The sequence below is a fragment of the Vibrio sp. IB15 genome (assembly GCF_016406055.1).
Taxonomy (GTDB): domain Bacteria; phylum Pseudomonadota; class Gammaproteobacteria; order Enterobacterales; family Vibrionaceae; genus Vibrio; species Vibrio chagasii.
Genome location: NZ_JAEFCE010000011.1, coordinates 90,669 through 105,606 on the forward strand (window position 1 = coordinate 90,669; position 14,938 = coordinate 105,606).

Genomic DNA, 14,938 nt, shown 5'->3' on the forward strand with positions numbered 1-14,938 from the left:
GTAAGGAGATCAGTGATGAGAAATATGATTGAGCCACTCCAAGCGTGGTGGACTTCAATAAGTCAAAGAGAGCAACGATTAGTGATCGGTTGTTCGATTCTATTGGTGCTAGGCATCGTGTACTGGGGGCTATTGCAGCCGCTTAGTCAGCGAGCTGAAATGGCACAAAACCGTATTCAAAGTGAGAAGCAACTACTGGCTTGGGTAACCAACAAAGCCAACGAAGTGGTGGAGCTTCGAGGAAGTGGTGGGATTGTTGCTAGCCAGCCTTTAAACCAATCTGTGCCTGCTTCTATGCGTCGTTTTAAGATTGAATTAATTCGAGTTCAGCCGCGTGGCGAGATGCTGCAAGTCTGGGTGAAACCTGTGCCTTTTAATCAGTTCGTAGATTGGCTGACATACTTGAAAGAGAAGCAGGGTGTCGAAGTTGAGTTTATGGACATTGATCGCTCCGATAACCCAGGGGTTATTGAGGTCAACCGACTACAGTTTAAACGAGGTTAATGTGAAACGCGGTTTATCTTTGAAGTTAGGTTTACTTTTTGGCGGCATCTTTATCGTCTTTTTCTCGGTTAGTCTGTTGCTGCACCTACCGGCCTCTTTTGTACTCAAACATGCACCGGCTGTGCGTGGCTTGAATATTGAAGGTGTTGAAGGAACGGTTTGGCAGGGCAGCGCCAATAATATCGCCTGGCAGCGTGTTAATTACGGTTCAGTACAGTGGGACTTCCAGTTCTCTAAACTCTTCCAAGCCAAAGCTGAATTAGCGGTTCGTTTTGGTCGTAATAGCGACATGAACTTGTCAGGAAAAGGGCGCGTTGGGTACAGCATAAGTGGTGCGTATGCGGAAAACTTAGTCGCATCAATGCCCGCTGCTAACGTGATGAAATATGCGCCAGCGATTCCAGTCCCGGTTGCAATTGGTGGACAGGTTGAGCTGACGATCAAGCATGCGGTTCATGCTCAACCTTGGTGTCAGTCTGGAGAAGGTACTGTGGCTTGGTCTGGTGCTGCAGTCGATTCACCTGTGGGTTCGTTGGACCTTGGGCCTGTGATTGCTGACATCACTTGTGAAGATAATACACTGGCAGCCAAGGGCTCTCAGAAGAGTGCTCAAGTGGATAGCGAGTTCTCTGCGAACGTTACACCAAATCAAAGCTACACCTCGGCAGCATGGTTCAAACCGGGTGCAGAATTCCCACCAGCCATGCAGAGTCAGCTGAAATGGCTTGGTAATCCAGATAGCCAAGGTAAGTACCAATTTAGTTACCAAGGACGTTTTTAATACTTTTTAAAAAATGAATGAGTAAAAGAAAAGGGGATAGAATTAAATTCTATCCCCTTTTTACTATTTACATGTTAATACTTAGTCAGCGTAGTATTTGCTTTCTAGCATTTTCCCTGCGTAAATTTTCTTTAATTGGAGTGATTCCAGTATTTGTCTACTACTACGAGCGGCAGGAGTAGGTCTAGCAACTGAATCAGGATCCGTTGTTGACCACTGATTTATAGGCACAAGGTCATAGCTGAGGTTATCATTAACCTCAATTTCAAATACATGCCACCATAGTTCAGCGTTACCTTCTGGTGGAGTAAACACAGTACGAATGCCATCTAAAATGACTTCTACTTTAGTTTCTCGACGTTGAATTTCGCCAGTTCTAGAGAAGTTGTATACGCCATAACGATAGGTTCCAGGAATAGTAAAGTCAGGAACGGTTACTATTTCGGGGCCGTAGCTACTTGTATCATCAACATCTAAGAAGATATTGTTGCCAGATTGAATGAAGTTCCTATTACTATAGTAAACGTGGAATCGATCGTCTTCACCATTTGGACCATAGAAGTGCGTATCTAAGTCTTCAGGTCTTTGTCCCCAGGTAAGTTGGATCTTAGTTGTAGCATCATCAAGAGTTAAGCACTCATGCGTATTAGGTGAGCTGGTATGAATAGTTTCTGTGCGACTTTGATACTGACTTTCTGCAGAGATTAGCACTCTGCTATTCTGTCTAACCGGTATTCTAAAGTTACCTTGAACATCACTATAGGCAGATGAACTGCCATTGTAGTCAATACCTTCCGAGCGAATTCTTGCATTAACAATTGGTTGGTTTTCTTTGTCAACGACACAACCGTTAATAAATATGGTTTCATAAACCCTATCAGCATTCCACGTTGTAAAGTGGGCTACTTCCCCAACGTAGAATCCATTTTCTAAAGTTGCAGTACCCTCTTTTACCCAAATACCTTGTACTTCATCGTAATAGAAGAGTGGAATTGTCGCCGGTGGATTAGCACCTGAAGCAGGGATTCGAACTCGTGCAGTTTTACCATTTGCTAATTGGAGTTCATTTCCATCACTATCAGTAAAGGTTGCAGTGATAGCTCCAAAAGATTCAATTGGAACTATTTCTCCTGAAGGAGTCTCAGTAATCATTTCACCAGGCATCAAATCAATATCTAACGACGGATCTATGACGAATAGCTCTGAATTAATTTGTCCATTTATTGCTTCCCCGTGCACGTTTACAAAGCTATGAGCCTCAACTGAAACAAGAGTTTCATTATCGACTTGTAGATCTGAAGCTACTTGACTATCAAAGCTAATATTTGCGTGAATCGTTGGTAGATATAAATTTATTGCTGTACTGATATCCGAAAATTGCTTGGACTCTGAAGCTTCAGAAAAACCTACCGCATCAGCTGAAACTATAATTGCTCTGCTGGTATCTAAATCAGTATCCAGTACCTTAATACTGTATTTACCTGATACGCCAGTATTCCCTTCAGCTAAAACAGAACCGTTATTCGATATTTTGACGATGCTGTCTGCAATCGCTGTGTTCTCATAATAGCTAGAGATTTCACCTTGTACGGTGTAGTAGAACAGTTCAGAGAGTTTGAAATTGTTTTGCGCAATTACGGCGCCATCTTCTAAGCCATCTTGAACCTTTAAAACGATGTCGTCATGAATGGTTGAGGCAAGAACAGAAGAGGATATTGTCAGGTTCCCTGTCTCTGAAACCGACAGTCCATTAGGCGCGTTGGTCAAAGAGAACTTAATATCAGAACCATTGTTTTCATCGTCTGGATCGGTGACTTGAACTTGAAAAGATAGTGATTCACCAGCTTCTACACTTAAGCTAGTAAAAGATTCTACTTGTACAGGGTCATTGATTGCTGAAATTAATACAATGCCACTATTACTGATAGTAAATTCTTCATCTGAAACATTGAATGATAAGTTCGCACTGCCATTGTAATCTTGCATTGCTGTAAGAGTAATCGAGTCACTGTTTTCAGTAATAGTTATGGCTGGGTTATCAATTGATAAGTTTGTGATTGTTAAATTACTAGAGTCTACATCTATCACATTGCTTAGAAGAGTTGCATGAGAAATAGTAAGAGCGACATCCTCATTAGTATTAAGCTGTAATGGTGTATCTGCTACCGGAGTGTCGTTGACAGGCCTGACAGTTATTGAAAATGTTTGAGTGTCAGATAGGTTTGCATCACTTGAAGCGAATGCCTTAACGGTAATCTCACCAGATGTAAGGGTACCTTCTAGTGGTGTCCATGTGAGCAAACCATCAGTGCTCAAACTCATACCAGTAGGTATATTAGTAGCAGAGTAGGCTACGGATTCTGAGTGGTTTGTCGATAGTTGATATTGGTATTGAATATCTTCTATGGCGTTTGTGCTTGCCGTAGAGTTGATCTTAAATGATGAGCTTGGTGGTGTTTGTGGACTATTATCTGAGCTGTCGCTACCGCATCCTGATAGAATTAGGGCGAGGGTACATGATGAGCTTGGTGGTGTTTGTGGACTATTATCTAAGCTGTCGCTACCGCATCCTGATAGAATTAGGGCGACGGTACTAGCTAGCAAACTAAGACGTTTCATGGAGTATCCATTCCTATTTATTTTTTTAGTCGCTTTTTATAAATAGGAATAGAATCAGTATCAAACTATTTGCATTATGAATGGTTACTCTTTGAGCTTTATTCATGTTTTATATTTTAAAGTTAGACTGAGGCCTCAATGCTATGTAATTGATAAGACTAATCTTTACCCTGTAAGATCTCGACCCATGGTAAGTCTGAATCACCCAGTACAATGAAGTTCGGGTTCTCAAGCGTCTCTCTTTCATTGTAAGAGAGTGGCTCTAATTGCGTGCTTAAGATGCGTCCACCTGCCTCTTCAACAATGCATTGTGTCGCCGCGGTATCCCACTCGCCAGTAGGCCCAAGGCGCAAGTAACAATCGACAGCACCTTCTGCGACTAAACAGGCTTTCAAAGCTGCTGAGCCTAATGGCACTAAGTCATAGTTCCAAGCGGGACTCATACGGCTAGTGATACGATTGATGTCTTGGCGACGGCTGATCGCCATTGCAATAGATTGGTTTGGTAACTCATGACGATGCGTTTTGATTTTAACGCTGTCGTTAAGGTCTGGAATCTTCCAAGCTCCCTTACCGCTGTAAGCGTAATAGCTCACACCAGAAACTGGTGCATACACCACACCCATCACCGGCTTATTGTGCTCAATTAGTGCAATAATTGTCGCGAAATCACCGCTTCTTGCGATGAACTCCTGCGTTCCATCTAATGGGTCAACCAGCCAGTAGCGATCCCATTGCGCGCGCTTTTCTAGGCTAATGTCAGCGGCCTCTTCAGATAGCACTGGGATATCTGGCGTGAGTTCACTCAGTTTTTTCGAGATCAGTTTATGCGCTGCCAGATCGGCACTGGTGACTGGCGTGTCGTCACTCTTGGTGAACTCTTCGTAATCTTTCTTTTCGTAGATCTCTAAGATGAGTTGGCCTGCGGAGCGAGCAACCTCAATCACAGAGGGTAGGAGATGAGACAAATCTTTTGTTGTTGGCATAAATATTCTCTTACTCTTCGGGGGCGCTTATGGCTTTAATTATTATTTAGCGAGCGAAGGGTCAATAGTAGGGCGGTAATACTGCGAGCTTCACAGAAGTCGAGATGCGTTAATAGCTCTTCGGCTTGAGCAAGCGGCCAGCGCACAATGTCCAATGGTTCAGGTTCATCACCTTCTAGCTTCTCTGGGTAGAGATCTTCCGCGATAAAAAGCGTCATCTTGCTAGAAAAGTAAGAGGGGGCGAGAATCACTTCCTTGAGTGGAGTGAGCTTGTTAGCACCAAAGCCAATTTCTTCTTTGAGTTCACGAACCGCAGCGTCACTTGGTTGTTCACCTGGATCAATCAGTCCTTTCGGAAAGCCGAGCTCGTAGCGTTCAGTTCCCGCTGCATATTCACGGACTAATAGAATATCGCCTTGCTCAGTAATCGGAACCATCATCACTGCGTTGCGCCCGCTAGGCTTCATGCGTTCGTAAGTACGCTCTTCACCGTTTGAAAAGCGTAAGTCGAGAGACTCGATAGAGAATAGTCTTGATTGAGCGACAGTTTGTTTAGTCAAAATCTCTGGCTTGGTCCTTTTTGTCATTGCGCTCGCTCCTTAGCTCATTGGAATTCTTTCTTATAAAGTCATTCTAATATAGGGGAAATGACCTTGAGTTCCTAGATCCGAGTTTTCATATCCGAAAATTATTGAAGCAGGAATCGATTACGATCACTTGAATACCTTACTCAAGATGGTAACGAGGTAAAAATATTGCTGGATAACAAAAGAGTATAGAGAGAACGTGGTAGTCCTAACTTGCTTATCCATATAACAAAAAAGGCTGACGCTTGCGCATCAACCTTTCAAATAGCGATTAACTCTAAATTAGAGATTAGTAGTAAGAGTGCTCACCACGATCGTGCTCAGTTGCATCACGAACAGCAGTCAGTTCACCTTCGAACTGTTGAAGAAGTTCTTTTTCGATACCTTCTTTCAGCGTTACATCAACCATAGAACAACCGTTACAACCACCACCGAATGCTACGATAGCTGCGCCATCTTCAGTGATTTCTACCAAGCTAACGTGACCGCCGTGACCAGCAAGTTGTGGGTTAACTTGTGTTTGAATTGCGTATTCAACACGTTCTAGAAGCGGTGCATCGTCTGCTACTTTACGCATCTTAGCGTTTGGTGCTTTAAGCGTTAGCTGAGAGCCCATTTTGTCAGTAACGAAGTCAATTTCAGCTTCGTCTAGGAACGGTAGGCTTAGCTCATCTACGTATGCAGAGAAGGCTTCAAATTTAAGTTCTGTGTCAGACGCTTCAATAGCATCTGTTGGGCAGTAAGAAACACCACACTCTGCGTTTTGTGTACCCGGGTTTACCACGAACACACGAATGTTTGTACCTTCAGGCTGCTGTGACAGCAGATTGGCAAAATGAGTTTGAGCTGTTTCTGTAATAGTAATATTTGACACGACGAATACCTGAGTAAATTTGTAGGCTATTAGCGCCATTCTACTCCTGTCAGATTTGTAATTCAGCCCTTTTTTGTTGGATTGCTGTACAAGTAGCGACTCACGCCAGTTATCCAGAGGGCTCAGGAGTGCGGCAGATGCAGTAAATATCAATCCTTTTCACCCCTACTTCAAGTAATAATTGGCATAATTGATACACAGTACTGCCTGTGGTTACAACATCATCAATTATCGCGACATGCGAGTAATCCATCGCTGAGAAGCTGGTGTTTTTCATCGCGAATGCACCTTTCAAATTACTTTTTCTGGCTGATTTAGTTAGCCCTTGCTGTGAACCGGTTGAACGGATGCGCTTGAATAAAACGGCATGCTCCACCTTGAGGTCTTGAGCGGTGTAACGCGCCAGTAGCTGACTTTGATTAAAACCACGATGAAAGTATCGACGCCAATGTAAGGGAACACTGGTGACGAGAGATGCTGGTTCTTCGATGCGTGACGCGAGCAAGGTCGACAAATCTCGAGCAAACCAGAATTTATCGGCATACTTCATCTGTTGGATATAGCCTGCGGTTGGAAAGGTGTAATCACCAACACAATAGAGCCGATGCCAAGGGGGTGGGGCAGCCAAGCACTCACCGCATTGCTCGACGGCTGTGACCGTTTTCAGTCCGCACCTTTGACAGCGAGGCACGAGCTCGAACAGTTTTAGGCAACTATCACACCATCGAGGGTGGTGATCATTAGGCTGTTTATCTAGCTTGCAGAGGTGACATTGAGGTGTGACCAGACGTGGTGTGTGTTTTTGTAGCCAATCGGATAACATAGCTCGCGATGCTTTTGGGTTATGGTGTTCCTTTTGCTCACCATACTGAAAAGTGCAGGTTATCGCTGATGGAAAAAGTAGGGAATATTGAGAATGAGTGACGCGTTATATTGGCATGTTTCAGGGCAGGGACCCGATTTGGTGTTAGTCCACGGCTGGGGAATGAATGGTGCAATCTGGCAGCAAACCGTAAATGCGTTAGAGGCCGATTTCCGAGTGCACGTTGTCGATTTGCCTGGTTACGGTCATAGCTCTCATTGTCATGCTCAAGATCTTGAGGAGATAGCCCAGCAACTATTGGCCGAAGCTCCTAAGCAAGCTATTTGGGTCGGTTGGTCACTTGGTGGCTTGGTCGCAACGCACATGGCATTACATCATCCCGATTATGTAAGCAAGTTGGTGACGGTTGCTAGTTCACCGAAATTCGCTGCCGCAAAAGAGCCGGTACTATGGCGCGGCATCCAACCCAACGTATTAACCGCGTTTACGGAACAGTTGGTTGAAGACTTTCAAACCACCATCGAACGTTTTATGGCCCTGCAAGCCATGGGCAGCCCTTCGGCAAGGCAAGACGTAAAACAGCTTAAGCAAGCGGTACTGTCCCGCCCATTACCAAACCCTGAATCATTATTGGCAGGACTAAAGATGCTGTCTGATGTCGATTTAAGAGAACAATTACCGGAGATTTCCGTTCCTATGCTGCGCTTGTACGGTCGATTAGACGGGCTGGTGCCAATCAAGGTCGCTAAAGATCTGGGCAATGCACTACCTCACACCGAGCAGTACATCTTCACTCAATCCTCGCATGCACCGTTTATGACGGAAGCGGATGCCTTCTGCAGTGAGCTAGTCAGTTTCGCACAAAAATAATTGCTAAATTTATCACCATCTTGGTCGATATATAATCTAACCAATGCACTGCATGATACTCAGACATCTCTCTCTCACCTGAGCAGAGTGCAGTAACTTGGGCCATGCCTGTTGTGTGTTCTCGGTACAACAGTGTTATGGCAATAGTGATGGGCGATTCTTGAGGAGAGTTCGCGATGATTGTGTCACCTGCAACTGCAGTGAGTGTGCCACTAATCGCCCCGTCCGTTAATGTGCAAACAGAGCAAGTTGCGCGTGATAATAGAGTCCGAGAGCCTGTTGCTCCCGCAGTAGCATTGGCGAGAACCAATGCAGAGCGTAAGGTAAAATCAGACGATAAACGAAGGCAGCAGTCGGCTTGGGATCCTTCAGACCATCCAGGTTATGAAATGGAGAACGAGTCAGAGGCCAATTCGGTTAGCCAAGAAGAGCCACAAGACCCTTTTGAGCGGCTGTTCAGCTTGTTAGCGCTGAGAACATACAGTGCTGACCAAGGAAAAGGCTATACCATGCGTTTCCGCCTGCCAAAGCATGTTTTAGATGCGGCGATTCAGGAGGGACAGATGGAGAAACGACGTAAGGTCATAAAGTATCATTATGGTCATGCTGTTGCGCCTCATGCTCCATCTGAAATGTTAGTCGTGCTATGAATCGATAATTCATGATTCAGCTAAATTTCGATGTCTTTTTTGAACAAATAATAAAAAAACCTGCATACCCTAAGGGATGCAGGTTTTCTGTTTTAGGCGAATCTGTTTTTCAAATGCGCTATTGGATTATTTTTTCGCTTTAGCAAAAGCAGCTGCGAATGCACCGCCCATTGCGCCATTTTGTTGTGGCTCTTCACGACGGCGTTGTCCACCTTGCGAGTGTTGATTCGGGCGGCTTTGCGTGCGAGGTGCACTTGAACGTTGAGCTCGGTTGTCTTGTCCCGGCTCGTCTTTCATACGCATGCTGAGTGCAATACGTTTACGCTGAACATCCACTTCCATCACTTTCACTTTCACGATGTCACCCGCTTTAACCACTTCACGTGGATCAGAGACAAAGCGATCGGTAAGCGCTGAAATGTGCACTAAACCATCTTGGTGAACGCCGATATCGACAAAGGCACCGAAGTTAGCCACGTTTGAAACCACACCTTCTAGAATCATGCCCGGCTCTAAGTCTGAAACGCTGTTTACACCGTCGGCGAAGGTAGCAGTCTTGAACTCTGGGCGAGGGTCACGGCCGGGCTTATCTAGCTCTTTGATGATGTCGGTCACCGTAGGCACACCAAAGTTTTCATTGGTGTAATCAATGGCATGCAAGCCACGCAGGAAGTCTGTGTTACCCACCAGAGATTTGATGTCTTTGTGGTTTTTCTCAGCGATGCTTTTCACCACAGGGTAAGCTTCTGGGTGAACCGATGATGCATCGAGAGGGTTCTTGCCGTCCATAATTCGTAGGAAACCAGCACACTGTTCAAAGGCTTTTGGCCCCAAGCGAGCGACTTTCTTCAGCGTAGTACGCGCTTCAAAACGACCATTTTCATCACGGAAATCCACGATGTTCTGAGCGATGGTGCTAGAAAGGCCCGCTACGCGAGTAAGTAGTGCGGCAGACGCGGTATTCACATCAACACCTACGGCGTTTACACAGTCTTCGACAATCGCATCGAGGCGTTTAGCTAGCATAGTTTGGCTCACATCGTGTTGGTATTGGCCCACACCGATCGATTTAGGGTCAATCTTCACCAGCTCTGCCAATGGATCTTGCAGACGACGCGCGATAGACACTGCACCACGGATCGATACGTCCATGTTCGGGAACTCTTTTGCTGCTAACTCAGACGCAGAATAAACCGATGCGCCCGCTTCGCTAACAATGATCTTTTGTGCTTTTAGGTTGCCACGCTTAATCACATCAGCCACGAAGCTGTCGGTTTCGCGGGAAGCTGTGCCGTTACCAATCGCAATCAGGTCAACGTTGAACTGACGAACCATCTGCTCAACCACGTGTGCTGACTTGTCGTATTGCTTTTGCGGTGGGTGAGGGTAAATAGTCTCTGTCGCTAGAACTTTACCTGTTGAGTCCACAACAGCGATTTTCGAACCGGTACGTAAACCTGGATCCAAGCCCAATGTTGCTCGAGGGCCAGCAGGCGCAGCCATTAGCAGGTCTTTAAGGTTGGTGGCGAATACTTCAATTGCTTCGATCTCTGCTCGTTCTTTCATCGCGCCCATCAATTCGGTTTCCATGTGCATAGAAACCTTGATGCGCCATGCCCAGCTAATCACTTGCTTACGCCAAGCATCTGCAGGAGCGCTGTTTAGGGTAATGCCGTAGTGATCAGAGATGATGTTCTCGCAGTATGAACCACGTACTCCTTCTTCTTGCTCTGGGTCTGCGTTCATTGCCAGTGTTAGGAAGCCTTCATTTCGGCCACGCAGCATTGCAAGGGCACGGTGAGACGGTATTTTGCTAAGCGCTTCGTTGTGCTCGAAGTAGTCTTTGAACTTCTCACCTTCGTTCTCTTTGCCAGCCACAACACGAGCACCAAGCTCTGCATTGCGGTTCAGGTGTTGGCGAATCTTTTCAAGCAGGTTTGCATCTTCCGCAATGCGCTCCATGATGATCGCGCGTGCGCCATCCAGTGCAGCCTTGGTATCAGCAATGCCTTTATCGCTGCTGATGAAGTTAGCTGCTTCCGTTTCCGGATCGTGCTGTGGTTCATTCCATAACTTATCGGCAAGTGGCTCTAAGCCTGCTTCAATCGCGATCTGACCTTTGGTACGGCGCTTTGGTTTGTATGGAAGGTATAAATCTTCTAGACGAGTCTTGCTGTCTGCTTGAGTGATATCACGCTCGAGTCCTGGCGTGAGTTTTCCTTGGTCTTGAATCGACTTAAGAATCGTTTGGCGACGATCGTCTAGCTCGCGAAGATAAGAAAGGCGGCTATCAAGGTTACGTAGTTGGGTATCGTCTAAGCCACCCGTAACTTCTTTACGGTAGCGGGCAATAAAGGGAACGGTGTTACCGTCGTCAATTAGGTTTACTGCGGCAGTGACTTGCTCAGAACGGACATTCAGTTCTTCAGCGATCAGTCGACAGATAGCTTGGCTCATCCGATGAATCTCTTATTTAATATCATGACAAATACATGGGGGTGAGCGTACGCTTTTTCTAGCTTTGGCTGTGTAATTATCCTGTCAGAAGTCGAATTTCCGTTTGTGATACCTGCTTTGTGCGAGATCTCTTACAAGTGATGTGAGACTAAGTCTCTTTAAATCGATGAAACTGTCTTGAAATTAACCTAAGTCACTGATTTTATTTGATTGTGTATTTTCGGGTGTATTTCCCACCTGAAATGTTTTTTGCGACTATCTAGGAAACTCGCTCAATTACCGTAATATTTAACTTGTCGACAGGGAGTTGGCAGGAACAGGAAAAAGCCTAATGGACTAGGTATCTTCAGGATGAAGATTTGATTACTTAGGATGAGTAGTCAGCAAGGAAGTAACAATCTCTGGATGAGATTCGCCAGTCAGGATGACAGGCTAGAATGGACACCGCTAGGATGGCGATGAACAAAAAGGAAATTGGTTAAAGGATTTAGCCACTATCAAGGAAAGATGCAGGGAGCACCTTATCTCGAAGAGATAAACAGTAGCCGGATTGCTGCGATAGAGACTCAACCCCGTCAGGCGAAAGCCTAGCGGGGTTTTCTTTTGTCTGGAGTTTGAGTTTGCTTGAATACTCAGCTCATCGCTAAGTATTTATTAAGTTTGGTTATTCGTTGTCTGCGTAGCGAATCGAGTTAATGAACCACTCTTTGTCGCCTTCCGGTGTTTTTACCGTAAACTCATCATCCACTTCTTTCTTGAGCAGAGCTCTAGCCATTGGTGAGTCGATAGAGATATAGCCTTTAGCATCGCCGTATATCTCTTCTGGGCCGACAATTCGAAACTTCTTAATTTCCCCATCATCATTCTCAATTTCGACCCAAGCCCCGAAAAATACCTTACCTTCTTGTTGTGGCGAGTAATCAACGATCGTGACATCAGGTAGGAACTTTCTTAAGAAACGTACTCGGCGATCGATCTGACGAAGTAAACGCTTATTGAAGGTGTAATCTGCGTTTTCTGAACGATCTCCAAGGCTTGCAGCCCAAGTGACTATCTTAGTAATTTCAGGGCGTTTCTCGTGCCATAAGTGGTCATGTTCTGCTTTGAGCTTGTTATAACCTTCTCGGGTGATAAGTTTGGTTTTCATAAATCTGACTTAATGAAATGATGATCTAAGATAGAATATATAGAAAGGCAACATACGTTAACAATTATTTAGGCGACTTTTTCTCCAATAATGTTACATTTTTAATGTATTAAACTCATTAGACTGTGCCCAAAAGCTTATAACCCAATAAGCGATTAATAGGTGGAACCATTACATGCAAGAAAACTACAAAATTTTAGTGGTCGATGACGATGCTCGTTTACGTGCACTGTTAGAGCGCTATCTGTCAGAGCAGGGCTTTCAAGTGCGTAGCGTGGCAAACAGTGAGCAGATGGACCGCCTGTTAACCCGTGAAAATTTTCACTTGATGGTATTGGATTTAATGTTGCCGGGCGAAGATGGTCTATCGATCTGTCGTCGCCTAAGAAATGCAAACAACTCGCTACCAATCCTGATGCTTACTGCAAAAGGTGATGAAGTGGATCGTATTGTTGGTTTGGAAGTTGGTGCTGATGACTATCTACCAAAACCATTCAACCCACGTGAACTGCTTGCTCGTATCAAAGCAGTATTACGTCGCCAAGTAATTGAAGCGCCAGGTGCCCCAAGCACAGAAGAATCAGTGGTTGAGTTTGGTGAATTCCGTTTGAATTTGGGTACGCGTGAGATGTTCCGCGGTGAAGAGCCAATGCCGCTGACTTCAGGTGAATTTGCGGTACTTAAATCATTAGTCACCAACGCACGTGAGCCAATGTCTCGCGATAAGCTGATGAACATGGCTCGTGGTCGTGAGTATTCAGCGATGGAACGTTCTATCGACGTGCAGATTTCTCGCTTACGTCGCCTAGTGGAAGAAGACCCAAGTAAGCCTCGCTATATCCAAACAGTGTGGGGTTTAGGTTATGTCTTCGTTCCTGATGGTAAGGCGTTGTAATTTAGTATTGAAAGCCCGAAAGCCGTTTCATTGATTCTGCGATTCAGAGCTCTCTATTTGCGGGCCATCTCATTGATATGTGATGGCCCGTTTTCTATTCAGAGCGAAGGTTTATGGTTATAGTCATATAACGCTTTGTTTTTTCTTTCAACATCTTGGGTGCCCCATGCGTATACGTAGTTCCTTTACTCAGTCGATAGTACTTTTCTTAACGTTATTGGTCGCAAGCCAAATCTTTTCTTACTACGCAGTATTTAATTACGCTTTAATGCCTAGTTTGCAGCAGTTCAATAAGATACTGGCTCATGAGCTGAATTTAGTTCTAGACCAAAGAAATAATATTGAGATTGAGGCCCCAATGCGCCAGCGCGTGCTTGAGCAATTAGGGGTGACGGTACATGCTAAAGATAGCGAAGTCGCGAACGAATATTATCACGCAGTCTCGATTGACTTGATGAGTGAGGAGATGACCAAAGAGTTAGGATCTGAGACTGAAGTGCGTCTGATTCTAGCCAAAGATAGCTATGTGTTGTGGATGGATATTGCAAAACTTCCTAATTCACTGATTCGCATACCGTTATCAGAGCTTCAAGAAGAAGACTTTATGCCACTATTTCGCAATAGTCTGATCATGGCAATGTTGATCGTTGCTGGTGGATGGTTATTTATTCGTTTGCAAAATCGGCCATTGATCGCTTTAGAAAGAGCAGCGCAGGAGGTTGGGCGTGGTGAAATTCCACCGCCATTAACGGTGCGAGGCACAAAGGAAATTCGTTCAGTGACTCGGACTTTTAATCAAATGTCTAAGGATATCCAAGAGTTAGAAGAAGACAGAACGTTGTTGATGGCAGGGGTGAGTCATGATTTACGTACCCCACTTACTCGTATTCGTTTAGCGACAGAAATGATGTCACCGGAAGACAGTTATTTAGCCGAAGGTATCATCAGTGATACGGAAGAGTGTAACGAGATCATTAGCCAATTTATGGATTACCTAAAGCCAGTTGATCGAGAGTCATTTGAAGCGGTCGATGTCGATGACATTGCACGCGAGGTATCGAGTTCTGAGGGAGGGTATGAGGTACAGATTGAAACGGATATTCCGGATACCATGAAGCCTGCATTAGGCAACCCGATCGCGATGAAGCGTGCCGTGAGTAACTTGGTGGTGAATGCGCTGCGTTATGGCAATGGTTGGGTGAAGGTATCAACCGGCATGACAGCGGATAACAAGCTGGCTTGGGTAACGGTAGAGGATAACGGCCCTGGCATCCCACAAGACCAGATCGGCAAGCTATTTGAACCCTTCACTCGTGGCGATACGGCTCGTGGTAGTGAAGGAACGGGGTTAGGTTTGGCGATCGTCAAGCGTATTGTTAGCCAACACCAAGGCGCAGTGGTGGTCAATAATCGCAGTGAAGGTGGCTTAAAAGCGCAGATCAGTTTCCCTGTTAAGCCCTAGTTGTCATCGGTCCGTGTGATTTCGATGAGTTTGGTTCGGGGAACTATTAAGAGATCCCCGACTCGGTGATTATTCTCTCTCGGGGATGACAAAAAATACCGTCATTCCCTATCGTGAGGAACGAACGAGTAGGGAATCTCGCTCTTGATTGAAGAAAGTAACGTGCACTAAAAAGGCTTCCTTGTGGACTGTCTCTTATACACAAATCCCTAAGCCACGCTTGGGGATTTTTTTTGAACTATTTTTAGGTTTCATGATCTGATCATCTAAGCAATGACAAGGA

General features: G+C 45.1%; 13 protein-coding genes. 6 read left to right on the forward strand and 7 right to left on the reverse strand.

All coding sequences use genetic code 11. From position 1 onward, the window contains the following. Window positions 1-15 precede the first annotated feature (15 nt). Both JC606_RS06170 and JC606_RS06175 read left to right on the forward strand, forming a co-directional pair. Window positions 16-504, forward strand: a complete 489-nt coding sequence (locus JC606_RS06170; RefSeq protein ID WP_137406357.1) for a type II secretion system protein M — start codon at window positions 16-18, stop codon at window positions 502-504. 1 nt (window position 505) lies between these two features. Further along, complete coding sequence (locus tag JC606_RS06175; RefSeq protein ID WP_198778235.1) at window positions 506-1,285, forward strand: type II secretion system protein N; 780 nt, start codon at window positions 506-508, stop codon at window positions 1,283-1,285. A gap of 81 nt (window positions 1,286-1,366) precedes the next feature. On the opposite strand, the gene JC606_RS06180 is transcribed toward JC606_RS06175, so the two are convergent. The 5 genes from JC606_RS06180 to JC606_RS06200 form a co-directional block, all read right to left on the reverse strand. Then, window positions 1,367-3,904, reverse strand: a complete 2,538-nt coding sequence (locus JC606_RS06180) for a cadherin-like domain-containing protein (protein WP_137406355.1) — start codon at window positions 3,902-3,904, stop codon at window positions 1,367-1,369. 158 nt (window positions 3,905-4,062) lie between these two features. After that, on the reverse strand, window positions 4,063-4,890 hold the full coding sequence (cysQ, locus tag JC606_RS06185; protein ID WP_137406354.1) for a 3'(2'),5'-bisphosphate nucleotidase CysQ: 828 nt from the start codon (window positions 4,888-4,890) through the stop codon (window positions 4,063-4,065). 35 nt (window positions 4,891-4,925) lie between these two features. Next, a complete protein-coding gene (gene nudE, locus JC606_RS06190; protein WP_137406353.1) occupies window positions 4,926-5,477 on the reverse strand; it encodes an ADP compounds hydrolase NudE in 552 nt (183 codons plus the stop codon). A gap of 289 nt (window positions 5,478-5,766) precedes the next feature. Further along, on the reverse strand, window positions 5,767-6,351 hold the full coding sequence (nfuA, locus tag JC606_RS06195) for a Fe-S biogenesis protein NfuA (RefSeq protein ID WP_004741449.1): 585 nt from the start codon (window positions 6,349-6,351) through the stop codon (window positions 5,767-5,769). A 109-nt stretch (window positions 6,352-6,460) separates the two neighbouring features. Beyond that, a complete protein-coding gene (locus JC606_RS06200; protein WP_171730403.1) occupies window positions 6,461-7,174 on the reverse strand; it encodes a ComF family protein in 714 nt (237 codons plus the stop codon). 93 nt (window positions 7,175-7,267) lie between these two features. Between JC606_RS06200 and bioH the strand changes: the two genes are divergently transcribed. After that, complete coding sequence (gene bioH, locus JC606_RS06205; protein ID WP_137406352.1) at window positions 7,268-8,044, forward strand: pimeloyl-ACP methyl ester esterase BioH; 777 nt, start codon at window positions 7,268-7,270, stop codon at window positions 8,042-8,044. A 176-nt stretch (window positions 8,045-8,220) separates the two neighbouring features. Beyond that, a complete protein-coding gene (locus JC606_RS06210; RefSeq protein WP_061033121.1) occupies window positions 8,221-8,694 on the forward strand; it encodes a hypothetical protein in 474 nt (157 codons plus the stop codon). Window positions 8,695-8,820: 126 nt separating this feature from the next. Here JC606_RS06210 and JC606_RS06215 read toward each other — a convergent pair whose 3' ends face one another. After that, window positions 8,821-11,151: a Tex family protein gene (locus JC606_RS06215; protein WP_198778236.1), complete on the reverse strand. Its 2,331-nt coding sequence runs from the start codon at window positions 11,149-11,151 to the stop codon at window positions 8,821-8,823. A gap of 664 nt (window positions 11,152-11,815) precedes the next feature. Further along, window positions 11,816-12,298: a transcription elongation factor GreB gene (gene greB / locus JC606_RS06220; protein WP_017062470.1), complete on the reverse strand. Its 483-nt coding sequence runs from the start codon at window positions 12,296-12,298 to the stop codon at window positions 11,816-11,818. Window positions 12,299-12,473: 175 nt separating this feature from the next. Here greB and ompR point away from each other — a divergent pair, with 175 nt between their 5' ends. Both ompR and envZ read left to right on the forward strand, forming a co-directional pair. Further along, window positions 12,474-13,193 (forward strand): osmolarity response regulator transcription factor OmpR, encoded by a 720-nt coding sequence (gene ompR / locus JC606_RS06225; protein ID WP_004741443.1) that lies wholly within the window; start codon window positions 12,474-12,476, stop codon window positions 13,191-13,193. Window positions 13,194-13,359: 166 nt separating this feature from the next. Beyond that, window positions 13,360-14,655 carry a two-component system sensor histidine kinase EnvZ gene (envZ, locus tag JC606_RS06230; RefSeq protein ID WP_004741442.1) on the forward strand — a complete coding sequence of 432 codons (1,296 nt, stop codon included), beginning with the start codon at window positions 13,360-13,362 and terminating at the stop codon, window positions 14,653-14,655. Window positions 14,656-14,938 lie beyond the last annotated feature (283 nt).

What these genes read in the sequence shown, in the direction of transcription:
- greB (WP_017062470.1), bottom strand. Translation starts at nt 12,298, where the DNA reads ATGAAAACCAAACTTATCACCCGAGAAGGTTATAACAAGCTCAAAGCA.
- JC606_RS06170 (WP_137406357.1), top strand. Translation starts at nt 16, where the DNA reads ATGAGAAATATGATTGAGCCACTCCAAGCGTGGTGGACTTCAATAAGT.
- JC606_RS06200 (WP_171730403.1), bottom strand. Translation starts at nt 7,174, where the DNA reads ATGTTATCCGATTGGCTACAAAAACACACACCACGTCTGGTCACACCT.
- nudE (WP_137406353.1), bottom strand. Translation starts at nt 5,477, where the DNA reads ATGACAAAAAGGACCAAGCCAGAGATTTTGACTAAACAAACTGTCGCT.
- envZ (WP_004741442.1), top strand. Translation starts at nt 13,360, where the DNA reads ATGCGTATACGTAGTTCCTTTACTCAGTCGATAGTACTTTTCTTAACG.
- cysQ (WP_137406354.1), bottom strand. Translation starts at nt 4,890, where the DNA reads ATGCCAACAACAAAAGATTTGTCTCATCTCCTACCCTCTGTGATTGAG.
- ompR (WP_004741443.1), top strand. Translation starts at nt 12,474, where the DNA reads ATGCAAGAAAACTACAAAATTTTAGTGGTCGATGACGATGCTCGTTTA.
- bioH (WP_137406352.1), top strand. Translation starts at nt 7,268, where the DNA reads ATGAGTGACGCGTTATATTGGCATGTTTCAGGGCAGGGACCCGATTTG.
- JC606_RS06180 (WP_137406355.1), bottom strand. Translation starts at nt 3,904, where the DNA reads ATGAAACGTCTTAGTTTGCTAGCTAGTACCGTCGCCCTAATTCTATCA.
- JC606_RS06210 (WP_061033121.1), top strand. Translation starts at nt 8,221, where the DNA reads ATGATTGTGTCACCTGCAACTGCAGTGAGTGTGCCACTAATCGCCCCG.
- JC606_RS06215 (WP_198778236.1), bottom strand. Translation starts at nt 11,151, where the DNA reads ATGAGCCAAGCTATCTGTCGACTGATCGCTGAAGAACTGAATGTCCGT.